Below are 23,594 nucleotides of genomic sequence, written 5' to 3' on the forward strand. Positions count from 1 at the left end.
AGCTCCGGTGGTCGGGCTTGCTCCGGTGGTCGGGCTTGCTCCGGTGGTCGGGCTTGCTCCGGTGGTCGGGCTTGCTCCGGTGGTCGGGCTTGCTCCGGTGGTCGGGCTTGCTCCCTTGGCCGGGCCTGCTCCCTTGGCCGGGCAGGGTCGGGCAGGGCGGGTGCTGGGGCATGAACGGCGCAGATCGGCATGATCGACTCGGGCTTCAGAAAGTCGGGGTATCCGTGGCGCCGGGACGCCGCGTTTTCAAGCAATCCGAGTGGATCATGCCGGTCTGGCCACCGTGTCGGGTTCGGCGTGGTGTCGGGGGTGGGCGGTTTGTCCGGTCTGGGCGAGCGTGTCAGTGGTCGGGGCCACTCCTGCGGTGGAATCGGCGGCCGGCCGGGGTCGTTATACCTGGCAGACCATCGCGAACGTCGAGTCGCAGGGCGCGGGCAGCAGCCGCCGGGAACATCACCCGGGCCGCCCTGGTTACATCCCCCAGCACAGCCGAGCACCACCACCCGGCAACGAGGGAACATCTCGCAGACCGGAGCCGTTTACATCGCCCGCACGGCCGAGCACCACCCGCCACCCCCGCAGGTTGGCGGAATGACTCGCCGCCGCGACCGGTTACACCCTGTCCCGAGGCCGACCCGAGCGGGTCGCCGGGCAGACCCCCCGAACTTCCCCCGCACCACCATCCACCCCCCCCCGAGGCGGTGCGGGCATCCCCCCAAAGCAGAGGAGCACGCCATCATGCGTACCGATCTGATTCGTAAGACCGCCCTGACCGCTGCTGGTCTCGCCTTCACCGGAGGCGCCATCGCCGGCCCCGTCACCACCGCCTTCGCCGCCCCGAACACCAGCAAGCCCGCTACGCAGACGCAGACCGACCGCAAGGGCGGTCACGGTGAGCGGGAGTTGGGTGTGCGCTACGAGGCGCAGCCGAACTTCTACTACTGCGGCCCCGCCGCGACCCGTAACGCTCTGAGTGTGCAGGGTAAGAACATCAACGTCGATGACATGGCCAAGGAGATGGGCACGACCGAGGCCGGGACGAACTCCATCAACGACATCACTCCGGTGCTGAACAAGGAGACCGGCAAGAACAACGCCTACCGGTCGGTTGAGATCAGCACCCCCGACGCCGACGCCAAGCAGACCGACCAACTGCGCGCGGACATCGTCAAGACCGTCGACGACGGCAGGGCCGTGGTCGCCAACATCGCCGGCACCAGCACCGACACCGACGGTGTGAGCCACTCCTACGAGGGCGGGCACTACATCAGCGTCGTCGGCTACCGCGACAACGGCAACACCGTCACCATCGCCGACTCCGCCGACCCCAACCAGGCCGCCTACCAGATCACCGTCGAGCACCTCGCCGACTGGATCGCCACCCGCGGCTACGCCACCAGCTGACACCAACGAACCAGCACCAGGACACCAGCACGCCAGCACCACCAGCACGCCAGCACGCCAGCACGCCAGCACGCGAACGACGAAGGGCCGGCCCCCACGGGGACCGGCCCTTCGTCATGCCCACTCGGCCCGAAAGCCGAGCAACTTCCCGGATATTGCTGCCTCCCACTCGCGGGAGACGGCAACAACCCTGTTATTGCGCAGATCTTGGCGGTGGCCGTCCGGTGCGGTGGCCGTCCGGTGCGGTGGCCGTCCGGTGCGGTGGCCGTCCGGTGCCGCGGCCGTTTGGTGCGGCGGCCGTTTGGTGCGGTGGCCGTCCGGTGCGGTGGCCGTTTGGTGCGGTGGCCGTTTGGTGCGGTGGCCGTTTGGTGCGGTGGCCGTCCGGCGCGGCGGCTGTCTGGCCTGAGGACGTCAGTCGGTGGCGAGGACGGTGAGGATCTGCTCGCCGTACTTGGCGAGTTTGTTCTCGCCGACCCCGCTGACCCGGGACAACTCGGCCAGCGTGCCGGGTGCGTCGCTGGCGATCTGTCGCAGTGTGGCGTCGTGGAAGATCACGTACGCGGGGACGCCCTGCTCCTTGGCGGTGGTCGCCCGCCAGGCGCGCAGCCGTTCGAACAGCGACGCGGCGGCCGGGGTCAGCTCGGCCACCACGGTGGACGAGCCGCGCGGCTTCGACGAGCGGCTCGACGGCGCCTTCTCCGGCTCGCGGCGCATGGTGACGAAGCGGCGGCGGCCGAGCACGTCGCCGCTCGCCTCGGTCAGCGCCAGCGTGCCGTAGTCGCCCTCGACGGCGAGGAGACCTTCGGCGAGCAACTGCCGGACCACCCCTCGCCACTCGGCCTCGCTGTGTTCGGCGCCGATGCCGAAGACGGTCAGGGAGTCGTGACCGTACTGGCTGATCTTGTCGGTCTGCTTGCCGAGCAGGATGTCGATGCAGTGCCCGGCGCCGAAGCGTTGGTTGCGTTCGCGGTCGAGGCGGAAGACGGTGGAGAGTAGCTTCTGCGCGGCGACGGTGCCGTCCCAGGACTCGGGCGGGGTGAGGCAGGTGTCGCAGTTGCCGCAGGCTGCCGTTGTGGTCTCGCCGAAGTATTCGAGCAGCTGGACGCGCCGGCAGCGGACGGTTTCGCAGAGGGCGAGCATCGCGTCCAGGTGTGCGGCCAGGTTGCGCCGGTGGGCGAGGTCGCCGTCGGACGTCTCGATCATCTTGCGTTGCTGGACCACGTCCTGTAGCCCGTACGCCAGCCAGGCGGTGGACGGCAGGCCGTCGCGGCCGGCGCGGCCGGTCTCCTGGTAGTAGCCCTCGACGGACTTGGGTAGGTCGAGGTGGGCGACGAAGCGGACGTCGGGTTTGTCGATGCCCATGCCGAAGGCGATGGTGGCGACCATGACCAGGCCGTCTTCGCGCAGGAAGCGCTGCTGGTTGCGGGCGCGGGTGCCCGCGTCCAGCCCCGCGTGGTACGGCAGGGCGGCGACCCCGTTGGCGGTGAGGAACTCCGCTGTCTTGTCCACCGAGGCCCGGGACAGGCAGTAGACGATGCCGGCGTCGCCGGGGTGCTCGTCGCGCAGCAGGGTCAGCAACTGCTTGCGGGGCTCGCGTTTGGGCACGATCCGGTACTGGATGTTGGGCCGGTCGAAGCTGGCCACGAAGTGCCGGGCGTCGTCGAGGTTGAGTCGGGTGGCGATCTCGGTGCGGGTGGCGCTCGTCGCGGTGGCGGTCAGCGCGATGCGGGGCACCTGCGGCCAGCGTTCGTGCAGCATCGACAGGGCGAGGTAGTCGGGGCGGAAGTCGTGCCCCCACTGGGACACGCAGTGCGCCTCGTCGATCGCGAAGAGGGAGATGCGGCCCCGGTCCAGCAGAGCGAGGGTGGACCGGACGCCGAGCGCTTCCGGGGCCAGGTAGAGCAGGTCCAGTTCGCCGGCGACGAAGGCGGCCTCGACCCGGCGTCGGGCGTCCAGGGTCTGGGTCGAGTTGAGGAACCCGGCGCGGACGCCGACGGCGGTGAGCGCGTCGACCTGGTCCTGCATGAGCGCGATCAGCGGGGACACGACGACGGCGACGCCGTCGCGGACCAGGGCCGGGATCTGGTAGCACAGCGACTTGCCGCCACCTGTGGGCATCAGCACCAGCGCGTCGCCGCCGGTGACCACGTGGTCGATCACGTCCTGCTGGAAACCGCGGAAGGCGTCGTAGCCGAACACCCGGCGCAGCACGTCAAGCGCGCCTTCGGTGCGCAGGTCGGTGGGGGAGGCCATCCGGGGAGTCTACGAGCCCACCCCGACACCGCCCGCCCGGCGCACCCGGGCGGGGTGGGCCGGACGGACGACGCGGTCAGCCGGGCTGGCTGGACCGGTTGGCCAGGCCGCGCGGCGGTGCCTTCATCCCGACGACGATGTCGACGATCTCGATGTAGCGGGCCTTGTTGCCCATGCGGAAGGCGGTGGCCGCCGCGTTGATCTCTTCGAGAGTTTCGGCCTCGACCATGATGACCTGCGGATATCGCAAGGAGCGTATAGACGGTCACTGATCGTCATCAAGTGCGCGCACTGTCGGGTGGACGACCGCCGGACTGTCGGTGTGCGCCGTCCGGCCACGGGTGCCCGGTCGCGACCCGGCGGCGGGATAGAGTCGCTGATTGACCAATCGCGGCCGACGGCGGCCGCGGCGCCACGGCTTGGGGGTACGGGTGAGCGAGGCGCGCGCAGTCGGTGACCGGATGGACGGCCCGGATGCGGTCGACGGACAGTCGACGGCAGAGTCGGAGACCACCCTCGTGGTGGTCACCGGGCTCTCCGGCGGCGGCCGCAGCACTGTCGCCAGGGCGTTGGAGAACGTCGGCTACTACGTGGTCGACAACCTGCCGCAGGCACTGATGCTGGACATGGCCGAGCTGGCGTTCAAGGCGGGCGGCGCGGCCCGGCGTACCGCGATGGTGCTCGACGTGCGGTCGCGGGCCTTCTCCACCGACCTGGCCGGGGCGATCCGGGAGCTCAAGGAGCGCGGGTTCTCGCCCCGGGTGGTCTTCGTCGACGCCGACGACGAGGTGTTGATCCGGCGGTTCGAGAGCGTCCGGCGGTCGCATCCGTTGCAGGGCGACGGGCGGCTCGCCGACGGCATCGCCGTGGAGCGGGGTCTGCTGGAGGAGGCGCGCGACCAGGCCGACGTGATCATCGACACCAGCCACCTGAACGTCAACCAGCTCCGGCGGCGCATCGAGGAGCTGTTCGGTGGCGAGGACGCCCGCCGGCTGCGGGTCACCGTGCTGTCGTTCGGCTTCAAGTACGGCCTGCCGCCGGACGCCGACTTCGTGTTGGACGCCCGTTTCCTGCCGAATCCGTACTGGGTGCCGGAGCTGCGGGAGCACACCGGTCGGGAGGAGGCGGTCAGCGCGTACGTGCTGGGTCAGGAGGGCGCGGACGCCTTCGTCGCTTCGTACGCCGATCTGGTCAACGCCACCACGACCGGCTTCGAGCGGGAGGGCAAGCGGTACCTCACGGTCGCCGTGGGTTGCACCGGCGGCAAGCACCGCAGTGTGGCCATCGCCGAGGAGCTGGCCAGCCGCCTGCGTCACTCCGGGTTGGCGGCGAACGCCCAGCACCGCGACCTGGGGCGGGAATGACGACCCGGCGGGTGGTGGCGTTCGGCGGCGGGCACGGCCTGTCCGCCTCGTTGCGTGCGCTGCGCCACTGTGCTCCGGAACTCGACCTCGACATCACCGCCGTGGTCACGGTGGGTGACGACGGCGGCTCCAGTGGCCGGCTGCGGGCCGAGCGGGGTGGCCTGCCTCCGGGTGATCTGCGTCAGGCGCTGGTGGCGTTGGCGGGGGACCACCCGGCCACCCGGCGCAGCGCCGGGCTGTTCCAGCACCGCTTCGCCGCCGCGCCGGTGGGCGTACCCCGATCCGGAGCGACCGACCCGGGCCCGGCGGCGGGGGACCACCCGGACCGGGACGGCGATGGCCGCAGGGGCGCCGAGCCGACTCCCCGGCGCGGCACCGACGGGGCGTCGGCCGGCACCGACGGTCTGACCGGGCACGCGGTGGGCAACCTGGTGCTCTGCGGCCTCATGGAGCTGCTCGGCGACCCGGTGGCCGCGTTGGAGCACGCCGGCGCGATGCTCGGCGCGGTGGGCCGGGTGTTGCCGATGTCGCGTCAACCGGTCGGCATCGAGGCCCAGGTCCGGGGCGTCGACCCGGCCGCCCCCGACGAGGTGCGCACGGTGAGCGGCCAGCACCAGGTGGCCGTCACCACCGGGCGGGTCGAGTCGCTGCGCCTCACCCCGAGCGCCCCGCCGGCCTGCGCCGAGGCCGTCGAGGCCATCCGGGCGGCCGATTGGTTGATCTTCGGGCCGGGCAGTTGGTACACGAGTGTGCTTCCGCACCTGCTGGTGCCGCAGTTGGCCGACGCCATCGTGTCCACCTCGGCCCGGCGGCTGGTCACGTTGAACCTGGCCGCGGAGAAGGAGACCCTCGGGCTCTCCGTCGCCGACCACCTCGCGGCGCTGCACTGGTACCTGCCCGAGCTCAAGGTGGATCTTGTGCTCGCCGATGCCAAGGCGGTGGGTGACCCCGAACCGGTCGAACGTGCGGCAGAATCGCTTGGTGCCCGCCTGGTCCTCGCCCCCGTCGCCGTCGTCGACGGGACTCCCCGCCATGATCCGGCTGCCCTGGGCGCCGCGCTGGTGCCTGTCCTGGGTGCCGATCGTTAGACACGTACGTAATCTCCGGCGACACGCCGGAACAGGTCCGTGAGGGGACGCACAATGGCGATGACGGCCGCGGTCAAGGACGAGCTGAGTCGGGTCGACGTGCCCAAGCCCTGCTGCCGGCGGGCGGAGATGGCCGCACTGCTGCGCTTCGCCGGCGGTCTGCACATCGTCTCCGGCCGCGTGGTGGTGGAGGCTGAACTGGACACCGGGGCGGTGGCCCGGCGGCTGCGCCGGGAGATCGCCGAGGTCTACGGCTACTCCAGTGAGATCCACGTGCTGGCTTCCGGTGGGCTGCGCAAGGGCAGCCACTTCATCGTGCGGGTGGTCAAGGACGGCGAGGCCCTCGCGCGGCAGACCGGCCTGCTCGACGTGCGGGGTCGCCCGGTGCGCGGGCTGCCGCCGCACGTGGTGGCGGCGAACGTCTGCTGCGCGGTCTCCGCGTGGCGGGGCGCGTTCATGGCCCACGGCTCGCTCACCGAGCCCGGCCGGTCCAGCGCCCTGGAGATCACCTGCCCGGGGCCGGAGTCGGCGCTGGCGCTTGTCGGCGCGGCCCGCCGCATCGGCATCACCGCGAAGAACCGCGAGGTCCGCGGGGTGGACCGGGTGGTGGTCAAGGACGGTGACGCGATCGCCGCGCTGCTCACCCGGATCGGCGCGCACTCGAGCGTGCTGGCCTGGGAGGAGCGTCGGGTACGCCGCGAGGTGCGGGCCACCGCCAACCGTCTCGCCAACTTCGACGACGCCAACCTGCGCCGCTCGGCGCGGGCCGCGGTCGCCGCCGCCGCCCGGGTCACCCGGGCGCTGGAGATCCTCGCCGACGAGGCGCCCAACCACCTGACCGACGCCGGGCGGCTGCGCCTGGAGCACCGGCAGGCGTCGCTGGAGGAGTTGGGCGCGCTTGCCGACCCGCCGCTGACCAAGGACGCCATCGCCGGGCGGATCCGCCGTCTCCTGGCGCTCGCCGACAAGCGGGCCCGGGACCTTGGCATCCCGGATACCGAAGCGGCAGTCACGCCCGACATGCTCGTGGTCTGATAGGACGGTGGGGCCGCACGGCGCGCCCGGGAGCGCGACCCGGCGCAGCGTGGTCTCGCACGCTCGGATAAGGTCGCTGAGTACGGCAAGGGGGCCGACACCGGCCTTTCTCGTCGTGCCCACCGCCTCGGGCGGTCAGGTCCTCAGACCGCGCGGCGGGGTGGCCGAGATGAACCGTCGACGGCCGTCTCCAAACGGTCGGCGCACACCATTCCCGCCGGCCCGTTGTGCGAAGCCGGCGGACCAGAACGCGAGGAGATGGGACCTGTGACCATCCGGGTTGGCATCAACGGCTTTGGCCGAATCGGCCGTAACTTCTTCCGGGCAGTGCTGGCGTCCGACGCCGACATCGAGGTCGTGGCGGTCAACGACCTGACCGACAACGGCACGCTCGCCCACCTGCTCAAGTACGACAGCATCCTCGGCCGCCTGCCCTACGAGGTCAAGGCCACCGCCGACGAGATCACCGTCGGTGGCAAGACCATCAAGGCGTACGCCGAGAAGGACCCGTCGAAGCTGCCGTGGGGCGAGGTCGGCGCCGACGTCGTCATCGAGTCCACCGGCTTCTTCACCGACGCCACCAAGGCGAAGGCGCACGTCGACGGTGGGGCCAAGAAGGTCATCATCTCCGCCCCGGCGAAGAACGAGGACGTCACCGTCGTCATGGGTGTCAACCACGACACCTACGACCCGGCGAAGCACACCATCATCTCCAACGCCTCGTGCACCACGAACTGCCTCGCGCCGATGGCGAAGGTCCTGCACGACACGTTCGGCATCCAGCACGGTCTGATGACGACGATCCACGCGTACACCCAGGACCAGAACCTCCAGGACGCGCCGCACTCGGACCTGCGTCGGGCCCGGGCCGCCGCGCTGAACATCGTGCCGACCTCGACCGGCGCCGCCAAGGCGATCGGCCTGGTCCTTCCGGACCTCAAGGGCAAGCTCGACGGGTACGCCCTTCGGGTGCCGATCCCGACCGGCTCGGTCACCGACCTCACCGTCAACGTGGGTCGCGAGACCACCGTCGACGAGGTCAACGCCGCGTTGAAGGCCGCCGCGGACGGCCCGCTCAAGGGCATCCTGGTCTACAACGAGGACCCGATCGTCTCCACCGACATCGTGACCGACCCGGCGTCGTGCATCTTCGACGCGCCGCTGACCAAGGTCGTCGGCAACCAGGTCAAGGTCGTCGGCTGGTACGACAACGAGTGGGGCTACTCCAACCGCCTCGTCGACCTCGTCAAGCTGGTCGGTTCGTCGCTGTGAGCATCCGGACCCTCGACGACCTGCTCGCCGAGGGGGTGTCGGGTCGGCGCGTGCTGGTGCGCGCCGACCTGAACGTCCCGCTCGACAAGCAGTCCGGCGCGATCACTGACGATGGCCGGATCCGCGCGGTGCTGCCGACTCTCGGCGCGTTGGTCGAGGCCGGCGCGAAGGTGGTCGTCTGCTCGCACCTGGGCCGCCCGAAGGGCGCCCCGGACCCGCAGTTCAGCCTGGGCCCGGTCGCCGGGCGGCTCGGTGAGCTGCTCGGCGCGCCGGTGCACTTCGCCACCGACACCGTCGGCGAGTCGGCCCGTTCCACCGTCGCCGACCTGGCCGACGGTCAGGTGGCCCTGCTGGAGAACCTGCGTTTCAACGCGGGTGAGACCAGCAAGGACGAGGCCGAGCGGGGTGCCTTCGCCGACCAGCTCGCCGCGTTCGGCGACGCGTACGTGGACGACGCGTTCGGTGCGGTGCACCGCAAGCACGCGAGCGTCTTCGACGTGCCGGCCCGGTTGCCGCACGTGGCGGGCCGGCTGGTGCTGCGGGAGGTCGAGGTCCTCTCGAAGCTCACCGCTGACCCGGAGCGCCCGTACGTGGTGGTGCTCGGTGGGTCGAAGGTGTCCGACAAGCTCGCCGTGATCGAGGCGCTGCTGCCCACCGTCGACCGGCTGCTCATCGGTGGCGGGATGTGCTTCACCTTCCTCAAGGCCCAGGGCCTGGAGGTGGGCACGTCGCTGCTGGAGAAGGACATGGTCGAGACCTGCCGCAACCTGCTGGAGCGGGCCAACGGCAAGATCCTGCTCCCGGTCGACGTGGTGGTCGCGGACGCGTTCGCCCCGGACGCGGCGCACGACACGGTGCGTGTCGACGGCATCCCGAGCCACCGGCTCGGCCTGGACGTCGGCCCCGAGACGGTGGCCGGCTTCAGCGCCGCGCTGTCCCAGGCGAAGACGATCTTCTGGAACGGCCCGATGGGCGTGTTCGAGATGCCGGCCTTCGCGGCCGGCACCCGGGGGATCGCCGAGGCGATCACCAAGGCCGACGCGTTCAGCGTCGTCGGCGGCGGCGACAGCGCTGCGGCGGTCCGTGCCCTGGGGTTGGACGAATCGTCCTTCGGGCACATCTCCACCGGCGGTGGCGCCTCCCTGGAATACCTCGAGGGCAAGACCCTCCCCGGCATCGCGGCCCTGGAGAACTGAATGTCGAGCACCACCCGCCGGCCGTTGATGGCCGGCAACTGGAAGATGAACCTCAACCACCTCGAGGCCAACCTGCTGGTGCAGAAGCTGGCGGCGAGCCTCACCGAGAAGCAGCTCACCGACGTCGAGACGGTCGTGCTGCCGCCCTTCACCGACCTGCGCACCGTGCAGACCGCGGTGGACGGCGACAAACTGCTGATCGGCTACGGCGGGCAGGACCTCTCCCCGCACGCGTCCGGCGCGTACACCGGGGACATCTCCGGGCCGCTGCTGGCCAAGCTCGGCTGCACCTACGTGGTGGTCGGGCACTCCGAGCGGCGGGCCTACCACAACGAGGACGACACGCTTGTCAACGCCAAGGTCAAGGCGGCGTTGCAGCACGGCCTGACGCCGATCCTCTGCGTGGGGGAGGGGCTGGACATCCGCGAGCAGGGCACCCACGTGGCGCACTGCTCCGACCAGCTCGACGGTGGCCTCGCCGGGCTCACCCCCGAGCAGGTGCGGCAGGTGGTGATCGCGTACGAGCCGGTCTGGGCGATCGGCACGGGCAAGACCGCCACGCCTGACGACGCCCAGGAGGTCTGCGGGGCGGTTCGCCAGCGACTGGCGGAGCGCTTCGACCAGGAGACCGCCGACCAGGTGCGGGTCCTCTACGGCGGCTCGGTCAAGGCGTCGAACATCGCCTCGATCATGGCCCAACCGGACGTGGACGGGGGCCTGGTGGGGGGCGCCAGCCTGGACGCGGAGGAGTTCGCTCAAATCTGCCGGTTCCCGGAGCACCTCGCCCGCTGATCGCTCGGTATCCTGGACACCGCCCGTCCGCCGGCCGGTGCCGCCGTGCCCGATCAGACCGGGCGAGGATCGCTACGAGAGGAACTGACCCCAGCCATGCCGATCTGGTTCGCATACACGTTGATCGTGTTGCTGGTCATCACGAGCATTCTGCTCACCCTGCTGATCCTGCTGCACCGCGGCAAGGGCGGCGGTCTGTCGAGCATGTTCGGCGGTGGCGTCAGCTCCAGCCTCGCCGGCTCCTCGGTGGCGGAGAAGAACCTCGACCGTTACACCGTTCTGGTGAGCGTCGTCTGGTTCGCCGCCATCATCGGGCTCGGGCTCTGGCTGCGTCTCCAAATGAACAGCGGCACCTGAGCAGGCTCAGTAAGTCGTACAATCTGCGCGCGGTCCGTCACTCGACGGGCCGCGCGCAGGCTTTTCTCCGCTGCACCGCGTCGCCCGCCGCTGCACCCCCGAAGACGGCGGGTCCCCTCCGACGACAGGAGCGAGCAGCCGTGCCGAGTGGCAACGTCATCCGGGGAGCCCGGGTCGGGTCCGCACCCATGCGCCCGGACGAGCGACACCAACCCGCCCCCCGACAGGACGTCACCTACTGGTGCCGTAACGACCACCGGGTCGACATCCGGATCGCCGCGGACGTGGAGCCGCCTCCCCTGTGGGACTGCCCCCGCTGCGGCCTGCCCGCCGGCCGGGACGCCCAGAACCCACCGGGTCGGGTCCGCGCCGAACCGTACAAGAGCCATCTGGCGTACGTGAAGGAGCGGCGCACCGCCGAGGAGGGGGAGGCCCTGCTCGCCGAGGCGCTCGCCGCGCTACGCCGTCGACGCGGCGAGTAGCGGCCTCAGCGCAGGCTGCGGAATCGCGCGGGCACGTCGGCTGCCGCTGCCCGGTCCAGCAGCCAGCGGGTGCGGTTCACGCCGTTCACGCCGGCCGCCGGCAGTTGCACCGGCCCCGCGCCGGCCAACGCCATACCCACCGCGTGGGCCTTGTCGGCACCGGCGGCCACCAGCCAGACCTCCTCGGCGGTGTTGATCGCCGGCAGGGTGAGGGTGGTCCGCGTCGGCGGCGGCTTCGGGCTGCCCCGCACCGCGCTGACCGGCCGGGTCTCGTAGCCCACCGGGTGCTCGGGGAAGACCGAGGCCACGTGGCCGTCCTCGCCGACGCCGAGCATCAGCACGTCGAAGTGCGGCAGCGTGGCGTGCCCGGGTCGGGCGGCCCGGGCCAGTTCCTGCGCGTACGCGGCGGCCGCCGCCTCGGGGTCGTTGCCGGCCGGGCCGTCCGAGGCCGGCATCGCGTGCACCCGGGCCGGGTCCAGCGGCACCGCGTCCAGCAGGGCGGCTCGGGCCTGCGTCTCGTTGCGGTCCGGATCACCTGTGGGCAGGAACCGTTCGTCACCCCACCACACGTCGACCCGGGACCAGTCCACCGCGTCACGGGCCGGCAGCGTCGCCACCGCCCGGTACACGGCCGCGGCGACCCGCCCCCCGGTGAGCACCACCGAGGCTTCGCCCCGGTCGGCCTGGGCGTCCAGCAGCTTCACCAGCAACCGGGCCGCCACGGCCTGCGCCAGCAGGTCGGCGTCGGCGTGGACGGCGACACTCGCCTCACTCATGGTTGCGCCTTCGTTTCCGGACCGCGCGGCGGTCGCTGTCGTGCCCGGGGCGGTGTGCCCGAGGTGGTGGGGCGGAAACCCCGGAGGTTACAAGGCAGGGCCGGTGCGTACCGGCCCTGCCCGACGTGCTGCCCCGGCCGGGCTCAGCCCTCGCCGCTCGTGCCGAGGTGCGCGGTGACCCCGGCCTCGGCGCGCTGCGCGGTGGCCGGATCCTTCCAGACGTGGACCCGCTGCGCGGGGCGCTGGTCCAGCCCGCGCAGCCCGACCGTCGCGCCAAGCGCCTCCGCGTACACCTGGTCGGCGTCCAGTCGGCGCAGCTCCTCGGCCAGTTCGTCGCCGAGTGGGCGGCGGACCAGCGGCAGGGCCCGGTCGTCCTGACCCGTCCGCCGGAACACGGCCATGCTGTCCTCGCGGGTCAATGTCAACTGGTCACCGTTGGCGCAGCTGAGCTGCACCTCTCGCATCCGCGGGACCTCGTTGCTGTCCACCCGGCGTGGGGTGATGCCGAGCCGGCTGAAGAGCCAGCCGGCCATCAGCGCCGCCGTCGGGTCGGTCGGCGGCGCGACGATCGTCGCCTCGGTGACCTGCGCGCTCGTGGTGTCGAACGCCCCGGCGACCAGGGTGCGCCACGGGGTGATCCGAGTCCACGCCAGGTCGGTGTCGCCGGGGGCGTAGTCCCGGGCCCGCTGCCGCAGCGCCTCCACCGGGTCGGCGGCCTGCGCGGAATCGGTGATCCTGCGGTCGGCCACCACGCCGAGGAAGTCGGTGGCGATCTCCGCCGGCGGCTCCCCGTGCCACCAGGTGACCACCGGCACGTCGGGAACGAGCAGCGGCATCACCACCGACTCGGCGTGCAGGGACAGCCGGCCGTACATCCGGGTGACGACCGCCTCGCACGGGCCGAGCCGTCCGCCGACCACGATCTCCGCGTCCAGCCGGTTGCGGTCCCGCTCGATCTCCGAGCGCACCACCACCACGAGCCGGCACGGGTGCGCGGCGGCGGCGATGGTCGCGGCGGCCTCGGCCTCCCGGACCCGCTTCTCGTCCACGACGACGATCAGGGTCAGCGCCATGCCGCTGGCCACCCCGCCGGCGCTACGCCGCTCGGCGGCGAGCGCCTTGACCACCTCGTTGCCGGTGGTGTCCCACAGCCCGATCATGCTCGTCTCCAGGCGCGGCCCTCGCGGGCCAGCATCTCGTCGGAGGCCCGCGGGCCCCACTCGCCGGCCCGGTACGGCTCCGGGGTGGTGCCCTCCCAGGCGTGCTCCAGCGGGTCGATCACCTGCCAGCTCTGCTCGACCTCCGCCGCGTCCGGGAACAGGGTGCGATCACCGATCAGCACGTCGAGCACCAGACGCTCGTACGCCTCCGGGCTGGACTCGGTGAACGCCTCGCCGTACTGGAAGTCCATCGCGATGTCGCGGACCTCCATGGTCGTGCCCGGCACCTTCGAGCCGAACTTGAGCACCACGCCCTCGTCCGGCTGCACCCGGATGACCAGTTGGTTGTTGCCCAGCGACTCCATGTCGGCGTCGTTGAACGGCAGGTGCGGCGCCTTCTTGAACATGATGGCGACCTCGGTGACCCGCCGGGGCAGCCGCTTGCCGGCCCGGATGTAGAACGGCACCTCCGCCCAGCGGCGGTTCTGGATGCCCAGCCGCACCGCCACGTACGTCTCGGTGGTGGAGCCGGCGGGGACGTCCTGCTCGTCCAGGTAACCGACCGCGCGCTCGCCGCCGACCCAACCGGGCAGGTACTGGCCACGGACGGTGTCCCGGGCCACGTCCCTGGGCAGGGTGATCGCCTTGAGCACCTTCAGCTTCTCGGCCCGGATCTCGTCGGCGTCGAAGCTCGTCGGCTCCTCCATCGCCACCAGGGCGAGGAGTTGGAGGAGGTGGTTCTGCAGGACGTCGCGGGCGGTGCCGACGGTGTCGTAGAAGCCGGCGCGGGTGCCGATGCCGACGTCCTCCGCCATGGTGATCTGCACCGAGTCGACGTACTTGGAGTTCCACAAGGGCTCGAACAGGTTGTTGGCGAACCGCAGGGCGAGGATGTTCTGAACCGTCTCCTTGCCCAGGTAGTGGTCGATCCGGAAGACGTCCTGCCGGGTGAACACGTCGTCGACGAGGTCGTTGAGCGCCTTCGCCGAGGGCAGGTCGTTGCCGAACGGCTTCTCCACCACGACCCGACGCCAACCGCCGGACTTGTCGTTGTCGGCCATGCCCGTGCGGGCCAGTTGCTTGAGGACGACGGGGAACGCGGCCGGCGGAATGGAGAAGTAGAACGCCGCGTTGCCGGCGATGCCGTGGGTCTGCCGCAGGTCGTCGAGCGTCGCGGCGAGGGAGTCGAAGGCGGCGTCGTCGTCGAACGACCCGCCGACGAACTTGATGTTGCCGGCCAGCCGCGCCCACACCTCGTCCCGCCACGGGGTGCGGGCGTGCTTGCGGGCCGCCTCGCAGGCCAACGTCTCGAAGTCGCCGTCCCCCCAGTCGCGGCGCGCGAAGCCGAGGACCACGAAGCCGGGCGGCAGCAGCCCCCGGTTGGCCAGGTCGTAGACCGCGGGGAGCAGCTTCTTACGGGCGAGGTCGCCGGTCACCCCGAAGATCACCAGAGCGCACGGCTCCGGGATCCGGGGCAACCGGCGGTCCTGCGGGTCGCGCAGCGGGTTCACCGAGTCACCTTCGGTTCGCGACTGCGGGGCTCGCAACCCCGGCTCACTCCTCGCGCTCACGGAGCCAACTCGGTTCGCGACTGCGGGGCTCGCAACCCCGGCTCACTCCTCGCGCTCACGGTGCCAACTCGGTTCGCGACTGCGGGGCTCGCAACCCCGGCTCACTCCTCGCGCTCACGGTGCCCCCTCGCTTCCGCTTCACTCACGTCGTCCATCCTCACGCCCGTAGATCACCGGCCGCGTCCAGTAGCTGGGCGACACCGGCGGCCCGGTCGGTCAGGTGCAACCGCAGCACCGGCCGCTCCCGACCAGCCAGGGCCTGCCGATCCCCGGCGGCCTGCGCCGCCTGCAGCTCACCGAAGGTGTACGGCTTGCCCGGCACCGCCAGGTCCTCGGTGACCGCGCCGGTCACCTGGAGGTAGCTACCCACCTGCGGGCCGCCCTTGTGGTACTGGCCGGTCGAGTGCAGGAACCGGGGACCCCAGCCGAAGGTGACCGGCCGGCCACCCGCCTGGGCCAGCAGCGACCGCAGCCGGGCCGCGTCGGCGTCGGCGAACCGGTCGAGGTACGCCATCACCGCGAGGTAACCGTCGTCGCCCAGCCCGCCGAGCAACCAGCGCAGCACACCGGCCAGATCTCCCGGAGCGCCCTGCGGGGCGTACACCTCGATCGCGCCCTCGGTGAACCACGGCGACTCCGCCGGCAGGCCCGAGGCCAGGATCTTGTTGGTGTTCTCCTTGGACTCGGTGACGTTCGGCTGGTTGAACGGGTCGATGCCGAGCACCACGCCGGCCACCGCGGTGGCGTACTCCCAGGCCAGGAACTGCGCGCCGAGCGGACCGTTGACGGCCACGTCCGGCGCGGCGCCGCCGCCCGGCACGTCACCGGGGGCCAGCGCGCCGCCGTAGCTGACGGTCAGCACGTCCGCGCCGGTGGCACCGGGGCTCTGCGGGGACTCCACGACCACCGGGAGGATGCCCACCCCGGCCTTGCCCGTCGACTCGGCGATGAGCTGCTCGGCCCAGTCGCCGAGCCCGTCGATGCCGGTGCCGTCGGAGACCAGGGCGACCTTGTCCCGGGCCAGCGTGGCCGCCGCGCCCAGGGCGGCACCGAGCGCCAGCGCCGGGTTGTTCTGGTCCGCGCCGAGCGACGTGGCAAGCGCGTCGGCCTGGTCGAGCAACTCCGCGACCTCGACGCCGGCCAGCGCCGACGGCACCAGACCGAACGCGGTCAGGGCCGAGTACCGACCGCCAACGTTCGGGTCGGCGAGCACGGTGAACGCACCCATCTCGGCCGCGGTGGCCTCCAGCGGTGAACCCGGGTCGGTGACGATGACGAAGTGCCGGCCGGCCTCCGCCTCGGTCATCCCGGCGTCCAGGAACGCCTGCCAGTACGCGCGTCGGTGGCTGTCGGTCTCCACCGTCGACCCGGACTTGCTCGCCACCACCACGACGGTGCGCTCCAGCCGGTCACCGAGCGCCGCCCGGACCTGGCCCGGGTCGGTGGTGTCCAGCACGGTCAGCGGCCTACCCAGCGTCTGGGTGATCACCTCGGGCGCGAGCGACGAGCCGCCCATGCCGGCGAGCACCACGTGATCCAGGTCGGCCAGCTCGGCCTTCAGCTCGGCCAACTGCGCCAGCAGCTCCCGGCTGCGCCGGTGGGTGTCCACCCAGCCCAGCCGGATCTTCGCCTCGGCCTCGGCGTCCGGGCCCCACAGGCTCGCGTCCTTGCCCGCCAGCTTGCCCGGGACGCCGGACTTCACAAGCGCGTCCCGCGTCGAGGCGGGCGCGGCCTTGTCCACCGCGTCCGCGCCGTACACGGCCAGCCCGGCCGCTGCCTCCACCGGCCCCGCAAGCAGGTCGCTCATGCCGTCACTCCGCTTCGCTGCGTGCCGTCATGAGACGTTTCACTGAGCCTGCTGATTCGCTCGCTGCGCTCGCTCATGCCGTCACTCCGCTTCGCTGCGTGCCGTCATGAGACGTTGCACTGAGCCTGCTGATTCGCTCGCTGCGCTCGCTCATGCGCCACCGGCCTTGTCGGCGGCCTTGGCGTTGCCCTTGGCGGCCTTGTTCGGCGCACCGGTGCCCTGCGCCGCGGCCTTCAGCGACTTGGTCACCCCGTCGAGCAGCTCCTGCCAGCTGACCTCGAACTTCTCCACGCCCTCGCGCTCCAGGGTGGCGATCACGTCGGCCATGTCCACCCCGACCGACTCCAGGTCCGCGAAGACCTTGCGGGCCGCGTCGTAGGCGCCGGTCACGGTGTCGCCGCGGGTCTCGCCGTGGTCGGCGTACGCGTGGATGACCGACTCCGGCATGGTGTTGACCGTGCCGGGTGCGATCAGCTCCTCGACGTAGATGACGTCCCGGTAGTCCGGGTTCTTCGTCGAGGTGGACGCCCACAGCGGCCGCTGCGGGTGCGCGCCGGCGGCGGCGAGCGCCTTCCAGCGGTCCGAGGAGAAGACCTCGGTGTAGCGCTCGTACGCCAGTTGGGCGTTGGCGACGGCGGCCTTGCCCTTCAGCGCCTTGGCCTGGTCGGAGCCGACCTTCTCGAGCCTCTTGTCGACCTCGGAGTCGACCCGGGAGACGAAGAACGACGCGACCGAGCCGATCTTCGACAGGTCGTGGCCGTTGGCCTTGGCCTGCTCCAGGCCGGCGAGGAACGCCTCCATGACCGCCGAGTAGCGGTCCAGACCGAAGATCAGCGTCACGTTGACGCTGATCCCCTCGGCCAGGGTGTCGGTGATCGCCGACAGGCCCTCTTCGGTGGCCGGGATCTTGATGTAGAGGTTGGGCCGGTCGACGAGCCACCACAGCGCCTTGGCCTCGGCGACGGTCTTGTCCGCGTCGTGCGCGCTGCGCGGGTCCACCTCGATCGAGACCCGGCCGTCGACACCGTCGCTGCCGTCGTACGACGGGCGCATCACGTCGCAGGCCCACCGTACGTCGTACGTGGTGAGCATCCGTACGGCCTCCTCCACGTCCACGTCCCGGGTGGCGAGGTCGCGCAGCTGCCAGTTGTACTCGTCGGCGTCGCTCAGCGCCTTGGCGAAGATCGTCGGGTTGGTGGTGACGCCGGCCACGTGCTTCTCGCGGCGGAGCTGGTCCAGCCCGCCGGAGCTCAGCCGCACCCGGGAAAGGTCGTCGAGCCAGACCGCCACGCCCGCGGCGGTCAGCTCATTCAGCTTGTCGGTCATGCCGTCCACGCTCCCTCAGTTGCCGGTCGTGAAACCGGTGATGTCGCCCACCCGGGCCAGCGAGGCGTGTGCTGCCGCCACGATCCGGTCGGGGGTGAACCCGAACTGCTCGAAGAGCACGGTGTGCGGGGCGCTCGCGCCGTAGTGCTCGATGCTGACGCTCTCGCCCAGGTCACCGACGATGCCGCGCCAGGACATCGCGATGCCCGCCTCCACGCTCACCCGTGCCTTTACCCCGCGTGGGAGCACCGACTCCCGGTACGCCTCGTCCTGCTCGTAGAACCACTCCTGGCAGGGCATCGAGACGACCCGGGTCGGGGTGCCGTCGGCCTCCAGCCGCTCCCGGGCGGTCAGGCAGAGCTGCACCTCGGAACCGGTGCCGACGATGATCACCTGAGGCTTGCCGTTGGACGCCTCGGCCAGCACGTAACCGCCCTTGGCCACGCCCTCGGCGCCGCCCAGGACGTCGCGGTCCAGGGTGGGCAGGGCCTGGCGACTCAGCGCCATGGCGGTCGGCCGGTCGGTGTGCTCGAGCGCCTGCCGCCACGCCCACGCGGTCTCGTTGGCGTCCGCCGGACGGACCACGTCCAGGCCCGGGATGGCACGCAGCGCGGTCAGGTGCTCCACCGGCTGGTGGGTCGGGCCGTCCTCGCCGAGGCCGATCGAGTCGTGCGTCCACACGTAGGTCACCGGCAGCTTCATCAGCGCGGCCAGCCGCACCGACGGACGCATGTAGTCGCTGAACACCAGGAACGTGCCGCCGTACGGGCGGGTGCCACCGTGCAGGGCGATGCCGTTGAGGATCGCGCCCATGGCGTGCTCACGGATGCCGAAGTGCAGCGTGCGGCCGTACTCGTGACCGGGGAAGTCCTTGGTGGCGTGCGCGGCCGGGATGAACGACGGCTCGCCCTTCATGGTGGTGTTGTTGCTCTCGGCCAGGTCGGCCGAGCCGCCCCACAGCTCCGGGAGCACCGGCGCGAGCGCTTCCAGCACCTTGCCGGAGGCGGCCCGGGTGGCGACGCCCTTGGCGTCCGCGGGGAACACCGGCAACGCGTCGGTCCAGCCGTCGGGGAGTACGCGGCCAGCCAGCCGCTCGTAGAGGGCGGCCCGCTCCGGGTTGGCGCCCTTCCAGGCGTCGAACTCGGTGGTCCACGCCTGCTGGGCGTCGGAGCCGCGGCCCATCACCGTGCGCGCGTGGGAGAGCACGTCCTCGTCGACCTGGAAGGTCTGCTCCGGGTCGAAGTCGAGGATCCGCTTGGTGGCCTTGACCTCGTCGGCGCCGAGCGCCGAGCCGTGGATCTTGCCGGTGTTCTGCTTGTTGGGCGCGGGGAAGCCGATGATGGTGCGCAGCGCGATGAAGGAGGGGCGACCGGTCTCCGCCTTGGCCGCGACCAGCGCGGCGTAGAGCGCCTCGGCGTCCTCGTGGTAGTCGCCCTGGTCGGCGTCGCCGCTGCGCCAGTCGACGGTCTGCACGTGCCAGCCGTACGCCTCGTAGCGGGCGGCCACGTCCTCGCTCTTGGCGATCCGGGTGTCGTCCTCGATGGAGATCTCGTTGTCGTCGTAGATCACCGTGAGGTTGCCCAGCTGCTGGTGCCCGGCGAGGGAACTGGCCTCGTGGCTGATGCCCTCCTCGATGTCACCGTCGGAGACGATGCACCAGATGTCGTGGTCGAAGACGGACGCGCCGAGCTCGGCCTCCGGGTCGAACAGGCCGCGCTCGCGGCGGGCCGCCATGGCCATGCCGACCGCGTTGCCCAGGCCCTGCCCGAGCGGGCCGGTGGTGGTCTCCACGCCCGGCGTGTGACCGTGCTCCGGGTGCCCCGGCGTCTGCGAGCCCCACTGCCGCAGCGACTTGAGGTCGTCCAGGCTCAGCGGGTAACCGGAGAGGAACAACTGGATGTAGAGCGTCAGGCTGGAGTGCCCGGCGGAGAGGACGAAGCGGTCGCGGCCCGGCCAGTTCGGGTCGGCCGGGTTGTGCCGCATGACGCGGTTGAAGAGGAGGTACGCCGCGGGCGCGAGGCTCATCGCGGTGCCCGGGTGGCCGTTACCGGATTTCTCTACGGCGTCCATGGCCAACACGCGGACGGTGTCCACGGCCCGGCGATCGAGGTCGGACCAGTTCAGTGCGGAGTGCTCGGGTCGTTTAACAGCCACGATGGTTGTGCTCCTCGGCAGATGGGCGGAACCCTCACCGATGACCTTATCGAGCGTCCCTAAACGCGCGCCCAGGGATCTGTGCATGGTGTGCGCTAGGTGACCATCCGAATGCTCGGTTCAACCCGGTGGTGTGACGGCCCGCACCGTTGTCGGGTCGGCCGGGCAGCCAAAACGACGACGCGTAGTGTGTGGGTCGGTATGCGGGCCCGCGTGGCCCCGACCGATCCGATCTCCCCGTGCCCGATGCCGGAAGGTGGCAATCCGTGAGCATGATCACCGAGCGCCCCGCGAGCAACCCGGCCGGGCCCCACCCGGCGCGGGCGGCCGAGGGCCCGGTGGCCCGGCGGGACGTACGCGCCGTCTTCTCCGCGTACGTGGCACTCACCAAGCCGCGGATCGTCGAGTTGCTGCTGGTCACCACCATTCCGGCGATGATGCTCGCCGAGGGCGGGCTGCCGTCGCTGTGGCTGATGGCCGTCGTGCTGATCGGCGGTTCGCTCGCCGCCGGTGCGGCAAGCGTCCTCAACTGCTACATCGACCGCGACATCGACCAGTTGATGCGGCGTACCAAGCGTCGGCCGCTGCCGGCGCACACGGTGTCGCCGCGAAGTGCGTTGATCTTCGGTCTGGTGCTCGCGGCGGTGTCGGTCGCCCTGATGGCGGCCTTCACCAACCTGCTCGCCGCCGGGCTGACCCTTGCGGCGATCGCCTACTACGACCTCGTCTACACCCTGTGGCTGAAGCGCTCCACCCCGGCGAACACCTTCTGGGGCGGCGCCTGCGGGGCGGCGCCGGTGCTGATCGGGTGGGCGGCGGTGACCGGCTCGCTGGCGCCGGCCGCCTGGGGGCTCTTCGCGGTCGTCTTCTTCTGGCAGATGCCGCACTTCTACCCGCTCGCCATGAAGTACAAGGACGACTACGCCCGGGCCGGCATTCCGATGCTGCCGGTGGTGGCCTCGACCCGCCGGGTGAACGCCGAGATCCTGATCTTCGCCTGGCTCACCGTGCTCACCTCCCTGGCCGTCTGGCCGCTGGGGCTCAGCGCGATCTACGGGGTGCCGACCCTGGTGGTGGGCGCCATCTTCGTGGTCGAGGCGCACAAGCTGTGCCGGCGCGCGACGCGCGGCGAGGCGGTCAAGCCGATGCGGCTGTTCCACTGGTCGACGACGTACCTGACGATCGTCTTCGTGGCCGTTGCGCTCGACGCGCTGATCTGATTCTCCTGCGGCTGATCCGATCCGTCCGGCGCCCCGGCTCGTCCCGGCGGCGAACGACGTCCATGATTTACTGACTAATCATGAGCGTGGATGAGTTGTCCGGGTTTAACGTCACATCAGAGTAACTTTCAGCATGAGTCGGATGGGCTCAACTCCGAACGGTTCACAGGTAATTTGCCGACGGGGTTTGAGCGCAAAAGTCCTGATATAACCGGACAGCGAACCTGTGGTCGTCCTTAAACCCGTAGGTAATTGGCATCACAAAAGGTTCATGGTTCTCGCCCGTCAGGGTGCGACTCTGCTTAGGCTTCGCGTCATGGCAGATGGTTCCGATACGACGCTGACGGCCGAGCAGACCGCCGGCGAGCAGGCGCCCCATGGCCTGGTCGCTGGCCTCAAGGCCTTCGCCGCCGGGCACGGCGGCGCAAAGGCGGTCATCGAGTACGTCGGCAAGCGTGGCGCACGGATCGTCCTGGTGGGTTCCGACGGTGAGTGGGGCGACCAGTTCGCCGAAGACACCGTCACCGCCCGGGAGGCGTGCGCCAAGGCGGGAGTCACCGTCGAGAACGCCTGGGAGCGTGAACTGATGGACCAGATGCGTCCGAGCAACGACCTCTGGCGGTCGATGGCCCGGCGCACGATGGCCCGCTGAATAGACAGCTACATTGACCACACACCACCAGTCGACCCGGGGGGAACCCCGGGTCGCTCTCGTCACCTGCTCCGACCTGGCCGATCTCGACCCAGACGACCGGCTGGTCCTCGCCCCGCTCGCGGCGAGCGGCGTCGCCGTCCAGGCCGTCGTCTGGGACGACCCCGACGTCGACTGGTCGTCCTACGACCTCGTCGTGCTCCGTTCACCCTGGGACTACGCGCTGCGCCGCGACGAGTTCGTTGCCTGGGCGGCCACCGTGCCAGCGCTCGTCAACCCGGCCGACGTGGTCCGCTGGAACACCGACAAGCGCTACCTCGCCGAGCTGAGTGCCGCCGGGGTGCCGACCGTGCCGACGTCCTGGGTCGAGCCGGGGGAGAGCTGGCAGTTGCCCGCCGAGACCGGCGAGTACGTGCTCAAGCCCGCGGTCAGCGCCGGTAGCCAGGACACCGGCCGCTACGACCTCGCCGACCCGCAGCACCGGGACCTGGCCGTCGCACACGTTCGCCGGCTTTCCGAGGCCGGGCGGGTGACCATGGTCCAGCCGTACCTGCGCGCCGTCGACACCGAGGGTGAGACCGCACTGCTCTTCCTGGCCGGCCCCGACGGGCTCGCGTTCAGCCACGCCATCCGCAAGGGTCCGATGCTGACCGGTCCGGACCTCGGCCCGGACGGGCTCTACAAGGCCGAAGAGATCGCCGCCCGCACCGCGCGCCCCGAACAACTGGCGGTGGCCGAGCGAACCCTCGCGGCGATCCCCGGTGGCACCCGACAACTGCTCTACGCCCGGGTCGACCTGATCCCCGGCCCGGACGGCGAGCCGGTGCTTGTCGAGCTGGAGCTGACCGAGCCGTCGCTCTTCATCGGGTACGCGGACGGCGCCCCCGACCGTCTCGCCACCGCGATCACCACCCACCTCAGCCGCGCCGCCTGAACCAACGTCCGCCACAAGCCGCACGCACGGCAGCCGTTTGCCACGCCGTGCGCGCGGCTGGGGTCTGCCGTGCCGGAGCCGCCCTTTGCTCTGCACCCGCCGACGCGCCACGTGTGCGGGTTGTGCATGTACCACCCATGTCAGGCATCCCAGGCGCGACACGCGCGGGTCGCGTACTGCGTGCATGGGTTGCGCACTCCAGGCGGGGGCCGGGCACTCTGTGCAGGGGCCGCGTACTCTGCGCAGGGGTCGCGTACTCCGCGCAGGTGCGCGCACTTCGCGCGCAGGTGCGCGCACTTCGCGCGCGGGACGGGCACTTCGCGCGCGGGACGGGCACTTCGCGCGCGGGACGGGCACTTCGCTCGCGGGACGCGCACTCTACGCACGGGCCGCACACCCCGCGGCGCAGGTGGCGCTTTCATCGTGCGGCTGCGGAGACGTCCCGCCGGCAAGATCGCGCAACTTCCTGGTTGTAGTGGTGTCGGAGCGTCGGTGAGGCCACTAAATCCTGGTTCGAGCACAATCTTGGCGCCTGGCGATGTCCAAACCCTCGCGTGGTTGGTCGGTTGGGGCGTTTACCCCTCAAGATCCGCGCAGTTGCAGGGATGTTGCTGTGTCCGGAGTGTCGGAGGCAGCAACATCGGGGTAGTTGCTCGGATCTTGGGCGCGGGGCGCGGGGCGCGGGGCGCGGGGCGCGGGGCGCGGGGCGCGGGGCGCGGGGCGCGGGGCGCGGGGCGCGGGGCGCGGGGCG

At 71.1% G+C, this 23,594-nt stretch carries 20 protein-coding genes; 12 read left to right on the forward strand and 8 right to left on the reverse strand.

Features of this window, described 5'->3' with window-relative positions:
* Positions 1-738: 738 nt before the first annotated feature.
* Positions 739-1,404, forward strand: coding sequence for a C39 family peptidase (locus AB0C15_RS30650; protein WP_357357870.1), 666 nt, complete (start codon positions 739-741; stop codon positions 1,402-1,404).
* 411 nt (positions 1,405-1,815) lie between these two features.
* Here the strand turns inward: AB0C15_RS30650 and recQ are convergent, their stop codons facing one another.
* Entirely contained in the window at positions 1,816-3,657 is a 1,842-nt protein-coding gene (gene recQ / locus AB0C15_RS30655) for a DNA helicase RecQ (protein WP_357357873.1), read from the reverse strand.
* Positions 3,658-3,733: 76 nt separating this feature from the next.
* Positions 3,734-3,886, reverse strand: a complete 153-nt coding sequence (locus tag AB0C15_RS30660; RefSeq protein ID WP_357357874.1) for a hypothetical protein — start codon at positions 3,884-3,886, stop codon at positions 3,734-3,736.
* Positions 3,887-4,118: 232 nt separating this feature from the next.
* Here AB0C15_RS30660 and rapZ point away from each other — a divergent pair, with 232 nt between their 5' ends.
* The 8 genes from rapZ (at position 4,119) to AB0C15_RS30700 (ending at position 11,243) form a co-directional block, all read left to right on the forward strand.
* Positions 4,119-5,021 carry an RNase adapter RapZ gene (rapZ, locus tag AB0C15_RS30665; RefSeq protein WP_357357908.1) on the forward strand — a complete coding sequence of 301 codons (903 nt, stop codon included), beginning with the start codon at positions 4,119-4,121 and terminating at the stop codon, positions 5,019-5,021.
* Positions 5,018-6,109: a 2-phospho-L-lactate transferase CofD family protein gene (locus AB0C15_RS30670; RefSeq protein ID WP_357357876.1), complete on the forward strand. Its 1,092-nt coding sequence runs from the start codon at positions 5,018-5,020 to the stop codon at positions 6,107-6,109. Before rapZ ends, AB0C15_RS30670 begins: the two co-directional genes overlap by 4 nt.
* A 54-nt stretch (positions 6,110-6,163) precedes the next feature.
* A complete protein-coding gene (gene whiA, locus AB0C15_RS30675) occupies positions 6,164-7,144 on the forward strand; it encodes a DNA-binding protein WhiA (RefSeq protein ID WP_350872673.1) in 981 nt (326 codons plus the stop codon).
* 267 nt (positions 7,145-7,411) lie between these two features.
* Positions 7,412-8,416 (forward strand): type I glyceraldehyde-3-phosphate dehydrogenase, encoded by a 1,005-nt coding sequence (gene gap / locus AB0C15_RS30680; RefSeq protein WP_088988543.1) that lies wholly within the window; start codon positions 7,412-7,414, stop codon positions 8,414-8,416.
* Positions 8,413-9,612: a phosphoglycerate kinase gene (locus AB0C15_RS30685; RefSeq protein ID WP_357357879.1), complete on the forward strand. Its 1,200-nt coding sequence runs from the start codon at positions 8,413-8,415 to the stop codon at positions 9,610-9,612. The genes gap and AB0C15_RS30685 overlap by 4 nt, the downstream gene beginning before the upstream one ends.
* Entirely contained in the window at positions 9,613-10,404 is a 792-nt protein-coding gene (gene tpiA / locus AB0C15_RS30690; protein ID WP_357357881.1) for a triose-phosphate isomerase, read from the forward strand.
* A gap of 96 nt (positions 10,405-10,500) precedes the next feature.
* Positions 10,501-10,761, forward strand: a complete 261-nt coding sequence (secG, locus tag AB0C15_RS30695; RefSeq protein WP_357357884.1) for a preprotein translocase subunit SecG — start codon at positions 10,501-10,503, stop codon at positions 10,759-10,761.
* 140 nt (positions 10,762-10,901) lie between these two features.
* Positions 10,902-11,243 carry an RNA polymerase-binding protein RbpA gene (locus AB0C15_RS30700; protein ID WP_357357887.1) on the forward strand — a complete coding sequence of 114 codons (342 nt, stop codon included), beginning with the start codon at positions 10,902-10,904 and terminating at the stop codon, positions 11,241-11,243.
* A gap of 5 nt (positions 11,244-11,248) precedes the next feature.
* On the opposite strand, the gene pgl is transcribed toward AB0C15_RS30700, so the two are convergent.
* From pgl to tkt, 6 genes are all read right to left on the reverse strand, one after another.
* Positions 11,249-12,019, reverse strand: coding sequence for a 6-phosphogluconolactonase (gene pgl / locus AB0C15_RS30705; protein WP_357357889.1), 771 nt, complete (start codon positions 12,017-12,019; stop codon positions 11,249-11,251).
* Positions 12,020-12,162: 143 nt separating this feature from the next.
* On the reverse strand, positions 12,163-13,179 hold the full coding sequence (locus AB0C15_RS30710) for a glucose-6-phosphate dehydrogenase assembly protein OpcA (protein ID WP_357357891.1): 1,017 nt from the start codon (positions 13,177-13,179) through the stop codon (positions 12,163-12,165).
* Positions 13,176-14,690, reverse strand: a complete 1,515-nt coding sequence (gene zwf, locus AB0C15_RS30715) for a glucose-6-phosphate dehydrogenase (RefSeq protein WP_357357893.1) — start codon at positions 14,688-14,690, stop codon at positions 13,176-13,178. The genes AB0C15_RS30710 and zwf overlap by 4 nt, the downstream gene beginning before the upstream one ends.
* 217 nt (positions 14,691-14,907) lie before the next feature.
* Positions 14,908-16,557 carry a glucose-6-phosphate isomerase gene (locus AB0C15_RS30720; protein ID WP_357357895.1) on the reverse strand — a complete coding sequence of 550 codons (1,650 nt, stop codon included), beginning with the start codon at positions 16,555-16,557 and terminating at the stop codon, positions 14,908-14,910.
* Positions 16,558-16,707: 150 nt separating this feature from the next.
* Complete coding sequence (gene tal, locus AB0C15_RS30725; protein ID WP_357357897.1) at positions 16,708-17,883, reverse strand: transaldolase; 1,176 nt, start codon at positions 17,881-17,883, stop codon at positions 16,708-16,710.
* Between the two features lie 15 nt (positions 17,884-17,898).
* A complete protein-coding gene (gene tkt / locus AB0C15_RS30730; protein ID WP_357357899.1) occupies positions 17,899-20,037 on the reverse strand; it encodes a transketolase in 2,139 nt (712 codons plus the stop codon).
* A 266-nt stretch (positions 20,038-20,303) separates the two neighbouring features.
* Here tkt and AB0C15_RS30735 point away from each other — a divergent pair, with 266 nt between their 5' ends.
* The 3 genes from AB0C15_RS30735 to AB0C15_RS30745 all read left to right on the forward strand — a co-directional run bounded on the left by AB0C15_RS30735 (position 20,304) and on the right by AB0C15_RS30745 (position 22,843).
* Positions 20,304-21,257: a heme o synthase gene (locus AB0C15_RS30735; protein ID WP_357357901.1), complete on the forward strand. Its 954-nt coding sequence runs from the start codon at positions 20,304-20,306 to the stop codon at positions 21,255-21,257.
* A gap of 316 nt (positions 21,258-21,573) precedes the next feature.
* A complete protein-coding gene (locus AB0C15_RS30740; protein WP_357357903.1) occupies positions 21,574-21,909 on the forward strand; it encodes a hypothetical protein in 336 nt (111 codons plus the stop codon).
* A 13-nt stretch (positions 21,910-21,922) separates the two neighbouring features.
* Positions 21,923-22,843, forward strand: coding sequence for a hypothetical protein (locus tag AB0C15_RS30745; protein WP_357357906.1), 921 nt, complete (start codon positions 21,923-21,925; stop codon positions 22,841-22,843).
* Positions 22,844-23,594: the final 751 nt, after the last annotated feature.

The organism is Micromonospora sp. NPDC048835, assembly GCF_040649995.1.
GTDB lineage: Bacteria > Actinomycetota > Actinomycetes > Mycobacteriales > Micromonosporaceae > Micromonospora.